Source organism: Paenibacillus sp. J22P51 (assembly GCF_059692215.1).
The window spans coordinates 270,603-286,793 of the sequence record NZ_JCAUAZ010000007.1 but is presented as its reverse complement, the minus strand read 5'-3'; the positions used below and the strand labels follow the sequence as shown (position 1 = coordinate 286,793).

The following is a 16,191-nucleotide window of genomic DNA, read 5'->3' as shown; positions in this document are numbered from 1 at the left end:
ATTGCCACTCTCGCCACGCGTAACTCGATTTTTTCGACTTACACTACTCCTATTGCCACTCTCGCCATGCGTAACTCGATTTTTTCGACTTACACTACTCCTATTGCCACTTTCGCCACGCGTAACTCGATTTTTTCGACTTACACTACTCCTATTGCCACTTTCGCCACGCGTAACTCGATTTTTTCGACTTACACTACTCCTATTGCCACTCTCGACACGCGTAACTCGATTTTTTCGACTTACACTACTCCTATTGCCACTCTCGCCATGCGTAACTCGATTTTTTCGACTTACACTACTCCTATTGCCACTCTCGCCACGCGTAACTCGATTTTTTCGACTTACACTACTCCTATTGCCACTCTCGCCATGCGTAACTCGATTTTTTCGACTTACACTACTCCTATTGCCACTCTCGACACGCGTAACTCGATTTTTTCGACTTACACTACTCCTATTGCCATTCTCGACACGCGTAACTCGATTTTTTCGACTTACATCCTCGATTTGCTGCTCCGGCGAGCGAGAAAGTCGATTATTTCGAGTATCTCATCTCAGTTGGACGCCTCAGCACCAGAGTTAGTCGATTATATCGACTAACTCCTCACGTCCCCACACATCGCAACTATTTATCTTACAATCAATTCAGATCCTTCGCCTTATGCGGTTTACTATAATGACTTACTCCGCCAGAGCCTACAAGGACCTTTCCACCCTTATTGAAAATAATCAACTTTCTTAACCCTGTAGTAAGCAAAACAATAATCTTCGCGTTATTTCTAGTAGCTGTATACACGACATAACCACTACTCGACACACTTGTCTTCCAATTGCTATCGAATTCCGATCGTGCAACGCGATTCGAATACACCTGATTTTCCAAAATTGCCGCCTTCGCCTTTTGCATCTAATTTCACACCCTCTCTTTCTAGTATCCCTACTAGTTTATTCAAGCGTGCTAAATTGGTATGGATACCTTCCAAATAAACGCAAAAAACCGCTCAAGTTTAATTCACCTTGAACGGTTCGGATATGCCTGCACTTTTCCCCTCACGGAACTCGGAAGGGGTGCGATTCGTGATCGTTTTGAACACACGATTGAAATGCCTGATATTCGTAAATCCGGTAGAATCCGAGATGACTTGAATCTTTTCATCGGAATAGAGCAAGAGTGATTTGGCCTTTTCAATCCGCTTTTCCGTCAGGAAGTCAATGAACGACTGACCTTGCTTGCTTTTGAACAAGCTGCTTAGATAGGACGGGCTGAGATAGACGATTTCGGCCATCGAATTTAGTGTGATCGATTCTGCATAATGCTCCTCCACGTAACGCACCACAATTTCGACGGGGCTTGTCACCATCTTCTTCTTGCGATTCCCGATGCACACGGTTAGATCACCAAGCAGCTTCTGGCAGCGCTCCGTCAATTCTTTGCTTGATGAATACGAGTAAATGTCCACCAAAACCTGCTTCACATCCGTGTTCTGCAGCCACTGCTTCACGACAGCCAAATTTACAGCCAATTCATAGAAATGCAGCAGCATTTTGCAAATTTGTTGGTGAATGATTTCTGGATCCTTCCACTGCTGGCAGAGCTTCGTCACGTAGAGGCTTGCTTGCTGCTGAACATTCGCCAAGTCCCCTTCTTGGACGAATTGATTCAAAGAATGCCAATCGGCGGCGTGCCAATCGTGCTTCTCCATTTTCATCTCCGCAACAATCTCGTTTGAAAATAACCGATCCCCACCTATAACCAAACGGTATAACAGCGCTAATCCTGCCTCTTTATACGACTTGGATATAGACTCCAAATCCTTAGCGGGGCTGCCTAAACCGAAAGTAAGGGTGAAATTAGACTGCACCCGAATATCCTTCCGAATCTGATTCGTCAGCTTCTCCATATCGGAATTGATCGTTTCAACACCCTCATGGTTAATCAGAGCGACAACTTCCGTGTCGTGGTGAATGAAGACATACCCTTTGAAGCTCACATCGAGGCTCTCCTGGATAAACTGCTGGATGTAAATCGAGAACAATGAAGGATTCAATTGATAATACCGCTCATCTGTCACCGAATCTCGATCCAGCTTGGCTATTAAGCAGCTAATGTAGGCATGAGGGAATTGAATCCCTACGTTATCTAACAGCTCGGCCTCTCCATGATGGACATTCCCCGTGAGTAGACCCGCAAGTACATGCTGCCGCATCTGATTCTGAACCTGTTGATCCATCCCTTTGGATTTGTTGGGCCTTTTCTCCGTCAGCCATTCTTCCTGCAGCTTCTCGAGCAAAGCATAGAGCTCTTCCCGCTGAAAAGGTTTCATCAAGTAGTCCTTCGCACCCAAACGCAAAGATTCACGCGCATATTGAAAATCGTTATAACCACTCATCACCACGCATGAAATATGAGGAAATCGCTCTTTCACAATATATTGAAGCTGTATCCCATCGATCCTGGGCATTTTGATATCTGTAATAATCAGATCAGGCTGCAGCTCTTCGATTTTCTCTAAGGCTTCTGCGCCATCCGTTGCCTCATCGATAACGAACCATTCACTGTTCATATCCGTAATCATGAGTCGTATTCCTTTACGGAAAATAGTTTCGTCATCCACGATTAATATGCTAGGCATCCAGCTTCCTCCCTTCATGATGACCGTAGGTGAGCGGTAACGTTAATGAAATCGTCGTCCCTTGCTTGAGATCACTCTCAATCGTCACACCGTACTGATTCCCATATCGCAAAGCGATTCTACGATGTACATTCATTAACCCTGTACCGCCTGTTCCTTCTTCCGTTGTCGTCATCTGAAACTTCCGATCAATCAAGCTCTGCAGCTGCACAGCGCTCATCCCAGCGCCATCATCTTGAATTTGGATCAACATATGATTATCCTGTTTCTTCCCGATCAAGCTAATGGTTCCATACCCATTGCCTTTATCAATCCCATGTACAATACTGTTCTCAACAATCGGCTGCAAAATAAAGCGAATCACCGAATAGCTCAGAAGATCAGGTTCGATGCGGACATGGAATTTTATTTTATCCTCAAAACGAATTTGTTGAATCGCCATATAGCCCGTCACATGCTCTAATTCCATATGTAAAGGAACTTGGCTCTGATGACTGTTAATACTGTAGCGGAGCAGCTTGCTGAGATGGTTCGTCATTTTCACGACTTCTTTATTGCCTTGAATTTCAGCATACATACTGATAGAACCTAACGTATTGTACAAAAAATGCGGATTGATTTGACTCTGGAGCGCCGATATTTGGGCATTTTTCTCCCTGATCTCCGACTCATACAGACGATACCCCAGATCACTTAGCTTCGATACCATGATATTAAAAGATTGACTCAACTGACCTATCTCATCGCGACTATGAATCGGAATGGAAACAGCTAAATCACCTATAACCACTTTCTTCATGAGATTCCGTAATTCACTGATCGGATTCGTAATTCGAAGGGCAAATAAGGTGAAAATAATAATGGCTAACAGCAAACATACAGCACCAATTCCAATAATATAATTCCTCACATTCACCGTGTCCTGAAGCAAAATCGCCAGAGGAACCATCTCAATCATCGTCCACCCCGTTAAAGGTGAGGTAAAATAGGAAACCAACTCTGAATCCTTGTTTTGCTTATAAACGACTGTTCCCGCGCCTTTGAACTGCTTGATTTGCTCAGCATCTGGGCCGTTAACCATGCTTTTATATATCATCGCGCCTTCATTATCAACAATCATGATGTTCTTCTTTTCATTGGAAATCGCTTCCATTTTATTGCGAATAATATTCTTATCAACGTCGAGCACGATGTAAGCTAGAACAGCACCAGTATCTACACTGCGTATTTTTCTGGCAAAAGAATACACTTGGTTCGTGGAAACCGACCCATTTTTGTTAAATGTTCCGATGTACACGACTTTTCCCGTTTGCGAAACCTTATCATACCAGACCTCATTTTTCACGTCACGCAGCGTATAATTGGCCTGTTCTTCCGACATGGCGGTATACGTATTCCCACCTCGGGTGCGGTATAACGTCAAACCGGAAATATCTACGCGTCCGTTGGCAAACACACGTTTCGTGAAGTCCTCAATCGTTACACGATCATTAAAAGAAAGACTCCCGTTCTGCTCACCAACCTCCAGGAACTTCATGATTTGTGGAGATTGATAGGGTAATAACGTCAATAAATTAAGCTCATTCAAATACGTATCAATGTTGGCGGTGAGTTCCTTCACTACGTCCATCTGATATTTCCCTGTATTCTTTTGAATCGAAGCAGAATAGCTCGTAAAAGTTAAATAGCTCGCGATGCCAAGCGGAACCGCAATAAAAATAGCGCTCATCACGATCAATTTCATCGCAATAGGCAGATCTTTGATGATTTGAAGCCTATTTTGCAGTCGTATTCTGCTGGATTTGAAGATTGGTATTAATGATCTTTTGCGCATTATGCAGCACCTCTTGTGGCGTGAGTTGTTCCGCCATCATCTTCTCAAATTCACGCACAAGCTCATCGTTGATCGAACCCTGTCGCGGTTGATTGGGGAAATATTTCACATCATCGGCTGCGCTGGCATAGTCCGGGCGGTATTTCAGCTTTTGAAAATCTTCCGAAGCAACAGCCTTCTGCACTGCCGGAATATGTCCAGCCTTCGCCCAGCTAGCCCCTTGCGCTGCTACCCAATTCGCAAATTTAAGCGCAGCGAGTTGTTTTTGTTTATCTGGCTTTTCATGATACGGAAGCGAGAACGTATGTGAATCCCCCCACGCTGCCGGGTGATCGTAAATTTGTGGGATTTTGGTTACTCCGAAGTGTAAATCTACTGCTTTCTCAAACGTTCCCGTTCCCCATACCCCTGAAATTAGGGTTGCTGCGTTTCCCTTGGCGAAGCTTTGAAACGGATCATTAATATTCGGCAAAATGAGCTTCTTCGTGTAGAGAGAGTTCACGAATTCCAAGGATTTCAGGGCAGAAGGATTGTCAATCGCAGCCGCTTTGCCATCGTCGGTGTAGAATCTTCCGCCATCTTGTTTCATTTGATTATAAAAGGAGAACCAAAGCCAGAAGGAGTCGATCCGTACATTAGGCTCCGCTAATGGCGTAACATTCGAAGGCACACTAGCGCGTATCTTCTCAAGAAAAGCAAGGTAACCCGCCTCTCCTTCCGCCATAATCGGCTTTTCTTTCTCATCTAAGAGGCCTGCAAGCTTCAACCAATCCTTGTTGTAGTACATGACCTCCAGGTGCGTATCCAGCGGAATGCCTAGGTGCTTATTGTCGGCCACAGTGCTTTGAAGAATCGTCGGGTTAAAATCATCCCAATGGACGCCTGCTTCGATCGCAAGTGAATTCAAATCCGTCAAAAAACCCGCCGGCGCATACTGCGAATATTTTGCAGAGTGAACAATTGCGATATCCGGTGCCTCTTCGGTTACGATCGCCGTTGACAGCTTCGGATAATAATCACCTGAATTATTGTTAATTTGCTCTATTTTCACATGATCCTGATTCTCATTATTGTATTGCTGGATCAATTCCGCCATAAATTGTCCATCGCCACCACTAAACGGTGTCCAGAAGGTAATACGCAGCTTACTCGCCGCAGGCTCGTCAGTTATGGTGTCCGACTGCGCATCACAGCCAACCGTCCACACGCTCAACATAAGGAGGAGACATATAACTTTAACTTTCGCAGCTTTCGCAGCTTGCTTAGGATTCGAATCTGATTGTTGCTCTACGCTCATTTGAATCCCCTCCATGCCATCAAACTCTGCCTTCATTATACAAACTAGGCGGAGTCAAGCCAATGACCTATTTCCTTTTGTCATGGACATATTTTTGGATTTGTAGACAAAAGAAGCTGAAACGCCCGGGAGGGTGTTTCAGCTTCTTTTGCTCGGGCTTGGCGCGGTGACTTTAACGCCCAAAAGGGCGTTAAAGCTTCCAATCCGCGAACCTGCACGCTCGCGCGGTTCCTATAACGCCCCAAAAGGGCGTTATAGCTTCCATTCCGCGAACCTGCACGCTCGCGCGGTGCTTTTAACGCCCAAAAAGGGCGTTAAAGCTTCCATTCCGCGAACCTCACGCTCGCGCGGTGCTTTTAACGCCACAAAAGGGCGTTAAAGCTTCCATTCCGCGAACCTGCACGCTCGCGCGGTCCCTTTAACGCCCCAAAAGAGCGCTAAAGCTTCCATTCAGCAGCCCTGCACGCTCGAGGTGCCTGTACCGCTTCCCCCTCGCCTACTCCCCACCAGGCACCTTCACGGGCACGCCTTCAGCAATTGGTGAACCAAAATTCGGCGTACCGTCCTTATTCCACAGGAAAGGCTGCATACGGACATTGCGATTCCAGCCGGAACCTTGTGTTTTCGCTGCATGATACACGATCCAGTCCTCTTTGCCATCCACGGACTTCGTAAAAGAGTTATGACCCGGTCCAAATACTTGATCCGTTTTCGAGAATACAGCCTTATCCCCCTTCTTCCAGGAAGCTGGATTCAGCATATCTTTGCTCATGTCCGTACTTAGCATGCCTAAACAATAATCATCCGTCCAACTGCCGCTTGCCGAATAAATTACAAAAATACGATCCTCATGCAATAAAACTTGCGGCCCTTCATTGATCGTAGGATTGCCTACCAACTCCCAATCATAGGTTGGGCGTGAGATTTCAACTGGCTTGCCGCTAATCGTATACGGATTGCTCATGGAGGCGATGTAGAGATGCTGACTTACGTTGACCGCACCCTCCCATCCCGACCAGATAAAATAGAGTGATCCGTCCTTCTTCTGCAGCGTCGTCCCATCAATGGCCCAGCGGCCAGCTGTATCCATCATGCCTTTGTCGACATAAGCACCAAGCGGATCATCCGTCACGGATTCGAGCACGAACATGCGATGATTCTCATTCTTTCCGTCATCAGCGGCATAGTAGATGTACCATTTTCCAGCTATAAAATGTAATTCAGGCGCCCAAATGTTGGACGTATTCGGTCCTGTAACTGGCGGGAACCAGACGTCTTTATACTCAGCTTCTGCTAACCCAGTTAACGTTTGCGATTTCCACACTCGGATGGAATTTCCCGTTGTATGAGTATAGAAGTAGGTTCCATCTTTCGTGGTGACCCAAGGATCTGCTCCATTATCTATTATCGGATTGGTAAATGTTTTCGCTTCCTTTGTCGGTGAAACAGCGCTATTGGTTTCCTTCACTTGTGACTCCACAGCTCCCTTCGTACACCCTGCAAGGAGCAAGATGGTTAAACAACAAATGATACTTATTTTCCGCATGAAAAAGCCTCACCTCTACCTATTCGCATCTCATCTCTGCCACTATTGCTTGACCCCTGTTGCTGTTATCGATTGAATGAATTGGCGCTGTCCAATTAGGAAGATGATCAAGGTCGGTATCGTCGATAACGTCGCAAGTGCCATTAATTTGCCATACGATTGCACGAAGCTGCCTGTTGCCATAACCGCCACCCCTGCTGTCAGGGTACGCATCTCGAGGTCTGTAACCGTAAAGAACGGCCATACATAATCATTGAAAACATTCATAAACGTGAAAATCGCAAGTGTAGTTACAATTGAAACGGATGATGGCATCAATACCGACATAAATAACTGCCATTTATTCGCCCCATCGATCCGAGCCGCTTCAATGATTTCATTTGGGAACGACTGGAAGAATTGGATTAACATAAAAACGCCGAGCGCCCCACCCGAATATGGCAAAATTAAGACATAATACGTATTAATCAGATTGAAATTACTGAAATTCAAATATTGAGGAAGGAAGGAGATAATGCCTGGCACCATCAGCGATCCAACGAATAAGGCAAAAAGCGTTCTTTTGAACGGAATATCTAACTTCGCTAAAGCATAAGCAGCCATCGCGTCAAGGAAGATAACCAGGAGTGTCGCAGCAAAACCTACGAAAAAGGAGTTGAACATCCAACGGAAAATCGGAACCTCTACAGCTCCACCGACAAAAATCGTATGGAAATTGTCCCACGTAAATTCTTGGGGAAATAAATGAAATACCGGCGCCATGACTTCTACATCGGTCTTAAAGGAATTGGAAAACATCCATAGAATGGGCAGTATGAATATAATACCTAGAACGGAAGCAAGCAGCACATAAAAGATTTTCAGTGATTTCAACGTCCTCTACTCCTTCCTACTGGTGACTTTGAATTGGATGACTGACACAATCATGATCGTTAAGCCCATGAGAATCGCCATCGCTGAAGCTGAACCGATTTCTCTAGCTGTATAGGCAGTTTGCAAAATCCCCATTAGCAGCACCTTCGTCTCATCACCAGCGTTACTCATTAGATTCGGTTGGGCGAAAATATTGTACGATGCAATGGTTGAGGTTATTAATACAAAAATGAGCACCGGTCTGATAAAAGGAAGCGTAATACTCTTCAGTCTGTCCCAACCGTTCGCGCCATCGATTTTGGCAGCTTCATAGAGATTCTCAGGTACGCCATTGAGCGCATTCACGAAAATAATCATATTGAAGCCGATTGTCCACCAGAGTGTTGCGATAACTAGTGCGAACCATACGAACGGCTTATCCAGCAGCCAAGGGATCGGATCAAACTCATGAATCCCTACTTTGGCAAGGAGTAGATTAATGAATCCACCTGTGACATCGAACATTCGCTTCCAAATTACCGCCATTACCGTTGCAGAAACAGCATAGGGAATGAAGTAGATCGAACGGAATAAGGAACGCAATTTCGCTGGAAGTGCATTTAACAATAAGGCAAAGCCAAGGCCTACAATGACTAGAAAAGGAACTGAAAATACGACGAATTTCAATGTGGCCTTCATACCAATGAAAAACAAATCGTTCTCTTGCGTTCCGCTCGTAAAAATCTTTTTGTAATTGTCGAAGCCCACGAATGGATGCACAGGATCGAGCAAATTGTATTGCTTCAAGCTAATGATGAACCCGTAGATGATCGGGATCAGCGTGAAGGCTAGGAAAGCGATGAAATATGGTAATATGAATAAGCTTGACGTCAGCTTTGATTTCCAATGTGATGGGGTAGGCACCAGATTCCCTCCTCTACTTTAAAAGGGAAGACGGGTACAGGGTACCCGCCTTTCCAAGTTGATGTGCTATGATTACTTCTTCATGGCAGCTGTTGATTTGGCTGCTGCGTCGTCGAGTGCAGCTTTTGGATCTTTTTTGCCTTGAAGCGCATTGGCAAGCTCGCTCCAGATACTGTCGGAAATTGGACCCCAATTTAACACTTTTGGTGCAAATTTAACATACTCGAATTCCTTCGCTACTTCTGTTTGTTGCTGTGTCATCGCTTGGAATGCTGCGCTGTCACGTACTACTTTGGAAGCAACTGCTTGACCGGATTCTGCCCAATCAATGGAGTTTGCGTTCACGAATTTCAAGAAATCACCAACACCTGCAAGAATTGCTGCATCCGTTGTCCCTTTTGGAATAACGAAGTTATGGGATCCGCCGAATACGGCTTGTTTTACTGTACCTAGCTGTGGAACCGGAGCTACACCGTAATTAATTTTCGCTTTATCGAAGGCATCCTTCGACCATGGACCATTGAAGTGCATCGCGCTCTTTCCTTGCTGGAACAAGTTGAAATCACCATCAGCCGCAACAGTTGGAGGTGAAACCTTCATCGTTGTCAGACTTCTCATGAATGTTACAGCCTCTACACCAGCAGGTGAGTTGTACGCAATATTTCCTTTATCATCTAAGAAATCCCCGCCATTTTGGAACAAAATTGTTGGGAACAAGAAGTTTTGGATCCAGAAGGTTGGCATCGCCGCCCCCCAAATACCTTTGGAAGCATCCGTCAACTTTTGCGCTGCATCAACGAATTCTTTACGATTGGTTGGTGGAGAGGCAATGCCGGCAGCTTTAAACAAATCTTTATTGTAATACATGACTAACGGATGAATATCAAGCGGTATGCTGTACCAGTTGTTATCTTTCGTTGAATAATCGACAGTCGCAGGTGGGAAGTTGCTCTTCTCAACGCCAACTGCTTTGGCAATCGCATCTACAGGCTGCAGCAAATCCTTCGCGATGTACGTCGGAGTTTGGTCAAGATGCATGATCGCAACATCAGGAACACCTTTTTTCGTTGCAATGGCTGTGTCGAGTAGCTTGTAGTAGTCTCCATTCGGTTGAATGGTCATCTTCACGGTATATTTATCTTGCGATTTATTATAGTTATCCACGATTTTCTTCATAAATGGACCGTCATTACCCGAGAATGGGTTCCAGAAGTTAACGGTTACTTTCTCGCCGCTTTTCGCTGGTTCCGGAGCTTTCGTAGCTGCCGCTGCTTGTGAAGCTGCTGGAGATGCCGCCGCCGGAGACGTTTCTGCCGTTTTCGTAGAGGAACATCCCGCTAAAACCAATGCCATCGACAAACTTGCTGCACCCATCATTTGTAAGCTTTTCATTTTTCTCATCGTTGTAACTCCCTTCAATTTTAAACACATATGTTGATCTTGCTTATTCATCTGAATTTGTGTCAAAATTGTAGTGAGCTGTGAATTTCGTAGAAATTCATTCTCACTACCGAGAGCGATTCTAAGGAGTTCCCACGCCAATGGACCTTAGATCGCTCTTTCCTTTGTTTTCAATCCCCGTACTGTTATCAAATGGTTATTCCACTTGCCAATATAAATGTAGCATCACCCCTTCACTCGTTGTCTTTACCACAATTTAACTATACGTTTTTCTAGAAAACGTTACCATGACGATATTCATGAACCATTGGACATATTTTCAGGAAAGTCGATTGGGTGATGGGAACAAAAAAACAGCTGCGAACCAAGACTTGAAAATAAAGTCTCAGCCTGCGGCTGTTTTACCATTCATCATCTTATGAAGTTACAAAGACCTGGCTAGACGGAATCCTAGGTCGTCAATGCGAAATGTCGGGTGACTTCGCCGGCGACATGTTGCCCCGCAACCTCTTGCCTCCTCCGCCCAGCTGCCTCCTCGAAATATTCGATAGGTGCCATACACTTCTTCATCGTATAGATCCCAACACCATTCCCATACATTACCTAACATATCATAGAGGCCCCATGGGTTCGGTTCTTTTCTTCCTACTTCATGGATCTTGCCTCCAGAATTTTCATTAAACCAAGCAATATCATCAAGCTCTCCGTATGTATAGCCAGCGGTTCCTGCTTTACATGCATATTGCCACTCTGCTTCTGTAGGAAGTCTATATCCGTCTGATTCCCAATTACAACTTATATTTTCACCATCACTTATCGAATAACACGCTTGCAAATCAGCTTTCTGTGAAAGTAGATTACAGAATGTAATGGCCTCATGCCAAGAAATATTTACGACAGGCTTTAGATCCCCATCTGTTGAAATAGGCGATTTGTTAGTAATTGCATTGTATAAGCCCGAAGTGACAGGATACTGAGCAAGCAGAAACGGTTTAATTTCTGCTTGCCACTTGATTTTTCTTCTATCGTCTCTTAATTCGACTTCGCCACCGGGAATTTCAATCATGTCAAAACTTCTTGACAGATTATTGGATTCCATTTTAATACCGCCTCACTTTAGTCTTACCTATATTTTACCTAAAATTTCCTGATTAGATCAAGCCAGCATCTAGTTGCACTGATTGTGAAGAATTTAAGGCTGAATAATTCCGTGAACTCTCGGAAAAATTAATGTTGCCATAAAAATAATAATTTGGAGGTGTACCCATGTCTGACCAACAATCCGATCAGCAAAATGCCGTAACAGCGGCTCACAATGCTGTAGCTGATGCACTAAGCGAATTGAATCAAGCACAATCCGTTAGCAATAATCGAAGACAGACCATACAGAATGCACAAGAACAACTCGATCAAGCTCATGCACAATTAGCAGAAGCACGGACGGCACAATCTACTAACGCTGATGAAGATAGCCTCTCGTAAAGTCTTCGCCTCTGAAAGAAGTTAACTAAATGGCTGTCCTGAAGTAGATGAATCTACATTTGGACAGCCTTGTTTCCGTCTTCAACCCTCGTACTTCTTTGCTGAAGTAAGGTATGTGTTTTGCAAAAATGTTCTAGAGGTGTATAGATGAAAAATGTATTTCTTCTAGCAAGCATAATCGTTGTTTTTTGTTTGATAGGTAGCGGAGTAGTTCAAGCTGCGCACCCTAAGGTTGATCAGCATAATGAATTAGTCATGGAAAAAGTTTATGGCAACAAGGCTTATCGAAATGTAACCATTAAGAAGATCGCACCGAATCAATATGTTGTTAAAGGAGAAGCAAGTGTTTTTGAAGGTACAGTAAACTATGTGGTTTCAAATGGACAAACTGATTTGAAAAAAGCTTTCGTCACGGCAAGTCAAGGAGGTCCTGGGTGGGGAACTTTCGAAATTCAACTAGACACCACATCACTATCACCTAATGAAAAGCTTAATGTGATTTTGTTTGAAATCAATCAAGAAACGGGTCAACGAGTTAATGACTTGGTAATTCCTTTACCATCAACATAAACAAAAAGGACATAGGCACATTCAGAGGCTCGCGTAATTTTTCGGTTAAATTCTTGCCGACAATTACGCGAGCTTTTGGTTCGAATGACATTTTAAACAAATGAAGCAGGATGCATCAGTCCGACCAAATAATGGGTATGCTACAACTACATATACATAACCATACGTTGAACAAGCGAGGCTATTATGAATCTAATCGATCAAGTGCGTTTATTTGTTGCTGTGCCCGTTCCGTCCGAAATTAAGCATGCGCTCGCCGGCTGGATTGATGAAATCAAACCGCAACTGCCCTTTCGCAAATGGGTCCATCTTGAGGATCTGCATATTACGCTGCAGTTTCTCGGAGATTCACCGTCAGACCTTGTCCCTCATATTTCTCAAGCACTGCGGGAAATATCGGCAGAATCTAGTCCTCTCATACTGCATGTGGAATCCCTCGGCTTATTCGGCCGACCAACCCAGCCATCTGTACTGTGGGCTGGTGTTGACGGCGACATAGAAGGGCTTCGCAGCTTACAGCAACGGGTAACCAGATCACTTATGCCACTTGGGTTTAAGCCTGAAGAGCGCACCTATCACCCGCATCTGACGCTTGCACGCAATTACACGGGTACGACTCTTTTTGAGCGGAAAATGTTGCGTGATTTTCCGGTGCCGCTTTCTCCCCAGGGAAACCTCCTCGAATGGCAATCCGAAGAAGTTACACTTTATCGCAGCCACTTGAACAAGCGGCCAATGTATGAAGTGATTTCGTCTGCCAATCTCATTTCGCGTGGCACATCCATCCCGCAAAAAGACCAGTAGAATAGAAACGTGTTATATTCGTAAAGCCGGATTCAGCCAATAGCTGTTCGATAGCCTTTAATGCGTTGCTCCCAACCTCATCATCGATTAGTCATCGATATTATTCTGTAAGATATTATTATTCACGCCCTGGTCCTTGATGTTATGCGGTTGATTGTCCTTCAGCTTGTTCTCATATACGAAATTGACTGTGTGCGGATTCTGGATAAATACGCCATTGTTATCGTTATGTTCAATTTTATTCTCCTGAATATCATTAAAATCGGAAGAAATATGAATCCCACTTTGATTATTATCCTTAATCACATTAAATCCAGCAAAGTTATAATTAAATGTAAACAATAGGCCATTCCCGTGATTATCCGTTATTTTACTATCCAAAATAAGATTATTCGTGCTCTCGGCCTTAACTCCGTTAGCTCCATTCTTACTTAACTTGTTTTCGAAAATCAGGTTATTATCAAGTCCGCTCATCAGAATACCCTCACACTTATTATTAGATATCTGATTCCCCACAACTGCTGAATGATTACTATTGCTGACCTCGATTCCATGGGCTGAGTTGTTATGCAGCTTATTTTTGATTACCCAGTTTCCTAAAACAGCAACAAGCTTAATACCGGAGCCTGTGCTGTCGCTTCCTATCCGCTCTATTATATTCTTCATCAAAAGACTACCCGCTGAATCACTTGCATAAATACCATTCGGATTATCTGATCCGTTTATATCGCTTATCTTGTTTTGAATAATCCGATTGGATTTCCCATTAGAGATTCGAATACCATTTGAGATATAGTTTCTTATTTTAAACCCTACGATCTCGACACCAGCCACACCAGTTAATTCAAAAGCATCAAGCAGGATAGCTTTTCCATCGAGAATGGCACGATGCTTGTGCTTTGAAACGATGCGAATGTTGTTTTTCGCGCCAGTTACTTGAACATTCTCATAATACACACCTTTATGCACCAAAATGACATCCCCCTCGTTCGCCGAGGTAACCGCATCTTTAATTGCTGTCGGGCTGTTGGGAAACACCTCAATAATCGCCATTCCATCACCTCATTCGATAAGAATCTAACTGTTATATAGTAAATTCATATCGAAACTACTTAGAAAGGAACAATAGACTAGTCAATTTCTTTTTTTACATTGTTAACTAATATGTCTTTTTCCTACAAATAAAAAAGACCAACCCTCAAGATAACACTCCCTTGAAGATCAGTCCTCCTAGTTCATTAGTTCCCTTTAAGCTGCTCTTGCGCGAACTTATAAAAAGCCAAGGCATCCTCTCGACTGCTGAAACCGGCTTGCGCCATTTTATCGCTGCCGCCACCTTTGCCATGGAAGCCGCCTAAATGAGCTTTGAAGAACGCACCGCAAGCTTGCGAGAAATTGCCATTGTGGGCAAATACGACTTTGTTCTCCGAAGCAGTCAAGAACAAAATCGGCAAAACCGTCTTCGTAGCTAATGTAGTTGCTAAACTCTGCATGTCCTTCAGTGATTTATCCTCAAACTGTTGTGCAACGACAACCTCACAGTTAACCAGTAACTCCTGAGCCATATACGCATCAAGCTTCTCTTTAAGCCCTGCTAGCTCCGTTTGAAGCAGTTTATGCTCAAATTCCCATTTCTCGATACGGTCCATAATTTCATCTTTACCTGTATTGAATTTGCCAGACAAGGCCCCAAGAATACGGACATTATCGTTAAATTCAGCCAATGCTCGGAAACCACATAGGAAATAAATACGTGTGTTTCCTTTCTGTTTCTCCGTTTTCAACAGCTTAATCATCCCGATTTCGCCAGTTGACGCGACATGTGTACCTCCGCATGCATTATACTCCACGCCTTTGATCTCAACGATCCGGATGTTCTTCGTCACCTTCGGCTGTTTGACAAGCGGCAGCTTCGCAAGCTCCTCCGGTGATACGAAATAGCTGCTGATCGCGCGATTCTCGTAAATCTTACGATTCACCTCAGTCTCAATAGCTGCCAACTTAGCTGGCTCCAGGTCAAGCGTCTCTACATCGATCGTGCAGTAATCCGTCCCGAGATGAAAGCTCACAGTGTTGGCCTCATAGAGATCTCGACACATTGCCGAAAGCAGATGCTGTCCACTATGCTGCTGCATATGGTCGAATCTGAGCTGCCAATCAATTTTGCAATTCGCAATCGTTCCTTCTGGTATGCTTTCTAGCTTATGTAGAACTTCGTCCTCCTCCAGAAGCACGTCCAACACGGGAATTCCATTGATTTCACCAGCATCACAGGGCTGACCACCCCCATGCGGATAAAATGCAGTCTCCTCCAGAAGGACATAGTTGCCATCTTCTCGTTCAATCTTTTGACTGATTGTTGTTTGCCATTCCTGCTGATAGGCAGAATCATAATAAAGCTTTGTCGTCATGATGTTCGTTTCCTCTCCGTGGAACAATCGTTCCATCACGATATAGTCTTTGCCACCTTTAGCAAAGATCGTTTCTGTTTCGATAAGTCCAAACTTCTTATAATATGAAGCCTTTTCGACCCTTGCATTGCAAAAGATCCGCTTCACACCAGCATTCGTCGCTTCTCGAAGCATAACATTTAATAGTTGCGTTCCATATCCTTTGTTCTGTAGAGACGATAACGTGGCAAATTTACGAAACTGCGCCTCTTCTCCCTCTATAAAAAGGGATACAACGGATATCAGCAGGTCCCCATCGAGGAGTCCATAATGGATCCCCTTATCATCATCGTCCAACTTAACATACTCTAAATCCTTTTCAGGCCACATGACCTGATGCCGCAGTTGCCAAGCATCTTCTTTCGGTATTACTTTGATTTCCATTTTGATCAACT

At 44.1% G+C, this 16,191-nt stretch carries 15 protein-coding genes and 1 pseudogene; 4 read left to right on the top strand and 12 right to left on the bottom strand.

Annotated elements, in window-relative coordinates; translation table 11 throughout:
- Nucleotides 1-603: hypothetical protein (locus AC58QC_RS17640; RefSeq protein ID WP_497416431.1), on the top strand; the 603-nt coding region annotated here is incomplete at its 5' end.
- A gap of 40 nt (nt 604-643) precedes the next feature.
- Here AC58QC_RS17640 and AC58QC_RS17635 read toward each other — a convergent pair.
- The 9 genes from AC58QC_RS17635 to AC58QC_RS17595 form a co-directional block, all read right to left on the bottom strand.
- A complete protein-coding gene (locus AC58QC_RS17635; RefSeq protein WP_497416430.1) occupies nt 644-910 on the bottom strand; it encodes a hypothetical protein in 267 nt (88 codons plus the stop codon).
- A gap of 100 nt (nt 911-1,010) precedes the next feature.
- Complete coding sequence (locus tag AC58QC_RS17630) at nt 1,011-2,636, bottom strand: response regulator (protein WP_497416429.1); 1,626 nt, start codon at nt 2,634-2,636, stop codon at nt 1,011-1,013.
- Nucleotides 2,629-4,470, bottom strand: a complete 1,842-nt coding sequence (locus AC58QC_RS17625) for a cache domain-containing sensor histidine kinase (protein ID WP_497416428.1) — start codon at nt 4,468-4,470, stop codon at nt 2,629-2,631. Before AC58QC_RS17625 ends, AC58QC_RS17630 begins: the two co-directional genes overlap by 8 nt.
- Complete coding sequence (locus tag AC58QC_RS17620) at nt 4,412-5,767, bottom strand: extracellular solute-binding protein (RefSeq protein WP_497416427.1); 1,356 nt, start codon at nt 5,765-5,767, stop codon at nt 4,412-4,414. The genes AC58QC_RS17625 and AC58QC_RS17620 overlap by 59 nt, the downstream gene beginning before the upstream one ends.
- Before the next feature lie 496 nt (nt 5,768-6,263).
- Nucleotides 6,264-7,313, bottom strand: a complete 1,050-nt coding sequence (locus tag AC58QC_RS17615; protein ID WP_497416426.1) for a glycoside hydrolase family 43 protein — start codon at nt 7,311-7,313, stop codon at nt 6,264-6,266.
- 42 nt (nt 7,314-7,355) lie between these two features.
- Complete coding sequence (locus AC58QC_RS17610) at nt 7,356-8,186, bottom strand: carbohydrate ABC transporter permease (protein ID WP_497416425.1); 831 nt, start codon at nt 8,184-8,186, stop codon at nt 7,356-7,358.
- Between the two features lie 6 nt (nt 8,187-8,192).
- Nucleotides 8,193-9,089, bottom strand: coding sequence for a carbohydrate ABC transporter permease (locus AC58QC_RS17605; RefSeq protein ID WP_497416424.1), 897 nt, complete (start codon nt 9,087-9,089; stop codon nt 8,193-8,195).
- A 72-nt stretch (nt 9,090-9,161) separates the two neighbouring features.
- Nucleotides 9,162-10,490: an ABC transporter substrate-binding protein gene (locus AC58QC_RS17600; RefSeq protein WP_497416423.1), complete on the bottom strand. Its 1,329-nt coding sequence runs from the start codon at nt 10,488-10,490 to the stop codon at nt 9,162-9,164.
- Between the two features lie 424 nt (nt 10,491-10,914).
- Nucleotides 10,915-11,589, bottom strand: a complete 675-nt coding sequence (locus AC58QC_RS17595) for a formylglycine-generating enzyme family protein (RefSeq protein WP_497416422.1) — start codon at nt 11,587-11,589, stop codon at nt 10,915-10,917.
- A gap of 167 nt (nt 11,590-11,756) precedes the next feature.
- Here AC58QC_RS17595 and AC58QC_RS17590 point away from each other — a divergent pair, with 167 nt between their 5' ends.
- The 3 genes from AC58QC_RS17590 to thpR all read left to right on the top strand — a co-directional run bounded on the left by AC58QC_RS17590 (nt 11,757) and on the right by thpR (nt 13,346).
- Nucleotides 11,757-11,972, top strand: a complete 216-nt coding sequence (locus tag AC58QC_RS17590; protein ID WP_497416421.1) for a hypothetical protein — start codon at nt 11,757-11,759, stop codon at nt 11,970-11,972.
- Between the two features lie 147 nt (nt 11,973-12,119).
- Nucleotides 12,120-12,542 carry a Gmad2 immunoglobulin-like domain-containing protein gene (locus AC58QC_RS17585; protein ID WP_497416420.1) on the top strand — a complete coding sequence of 141 codons (423 nt, stop codon included), beginning with the start codon at nt 12,120-12,122 and terminating at the stop codon, nt 12,540-12,542.
- Between the two features lie 186 nt (nt 12,543-12,728).
- Nucleotides 12,729-13,346: an RNA 2',3'-cyclic phosphodiesterase gene (gene thpR, locus AC58QC_RS17580; RefSeq protein WP_497416419.1), complete on the top strand. Its 618-nt coding sequence runs from the start codon at nt 12,729-12,731 to the stop codon at nt 13,344-13,346.
- Between the two features lie 87 nt (nt 13,347-13,433).
- On the opposite strand, the gene AC58QC_RS17575 is transcribed toward thpR, so the two are convergent.
- From AC58QC_RS17575 to AC58QC_RS17565, 3 genes and pseudogenes are all read right to left on the bottom strand, one after another.
- Nucleotides 13,434-14,399 carry a right-handed parallel beta-helix repeat-containing protein gene (locus tag AC58QC_RS17575; protein ID WP_497416418.1) on the bottom strand — a complete coding sequence of 322 codons (966 nt, stop codon included), beginning with the start codon at nt 14,397-14,399 and terminating at the stop codon, nt 13,434-13,436.
- Between the two features lie 185 nt (nt 14,400-14,584).
- Nucleotides 14,585-15,757 (bottom strand): alanyl-tRNA editing protein, encoded by a 1,173-nt coding sequence (locus tag AC58QC_RS17570; RefSeq protein WP_497416439.1) that lies wholly within the window; start codon nt 15,755-15,757, stop codon nt 14,585-14,587.
- A gap of 39 nt (nt 15,758-15,796) precedes the next feature.
- Nucleotides 15,797-16,180 (bottom strand): annotated as a pseudogene (locus AC58QC_RS17565) (GNAT family N-acetyltransferase); the annotation flags it as partial.
- Between the last annotated feature and the right edge of the window lie 11 nt (nt 16,181-16,191).

Excerpts from the sequence above, each read along its gene's own strand:
- AC58QC_RS17635 (WP_497416430.1), bottom strand. The coding sequence starts at position 910 with ATGCAAAAGGCGAAGGCGGCAATTTTGGAAAATCAGGTGTATTCGAAT.
- AC58QC_RS17630 (WP_497416429.1), bottom strand. The coding sequence starts at position 2,636 with ATGCCTAGCATATTAATCGTGGATGACGAAACTATTTTCCGTAAAGGA.
- AC58QC_RS17625 (WP_497416428.1), bottom strand. The coding sequence starts at position 4,470 with ATGCGCAAAAGATCATTAATACCAATCTTCAAATCCAGCAGAATACGA.
- AC58QC_RS17620 (WP_497416427.1), bottom strand. The coding sequence starts at position 5,767 with ATGAGCGTAGAGCAACAATCAGATTCGAATCCTAAGCAAGCTGCGAAA.
- AC58QC_RS17615 (WP_497416426.1), bottom strand. The coding sequence starts at position 7,313 with ATGCGGAAAATAAGTATCATTTGTTGTTTAACCATCTTGCTCCTTGCA.
- AC58QC_RS17600 (WP_497416423.1), bottom strand. The coding sequence starts at position 10,490 with ATGAGAAAAATGAAAAGCTTACAAATGATGGGTGCAGCAAGTTTGTCG.
- AC58QC_RS17595 (WP_497416422.1), bottom strand. The coding sequence starts at position 11,589 with ATGGAATCCAATAATCTGTCAAGAAGTTTTGACATGATTGAAATTCCC.
- AC58QC_RS17590 (WP_497416421.1), top strand. The coding sequence starts at position 11,757 with ATGTCTGACCAACAATCCGATCAGCAAAATGCCGTAACAGCGGCTCAC.
- AC58QC_RS17585 (WP_497416420.1), top strand. The coding sequence starts at position 12,120 with ATGAAAAATGTATTTCTTCTAGCAAGCATAATCGTTGTTTTTTGTTTG.
- thpR (WP_497416419.1), top strand. The coding sequence starts at position 12,729 with ATGAATCTAATCGATCAAGTGCGTTTATTTGTTGCTGTGCCCGTTCCG.
- AC58QC_RS17575 (WP_497416418.1), bottom strand. The coding sequence starts at position 14,399 with ATGGCGATTATTGAGGTGTTTCCCAACAGCCCGACAGCAATTAAAGAT.
- AC58QC_RS17570 (WP_497416439.1), bottom strand. The coding sequence starts at position 15,757 with ATGACGACAAAGCTTTATTATGATTCTGCCTATCAGCAGGAATGGCAA.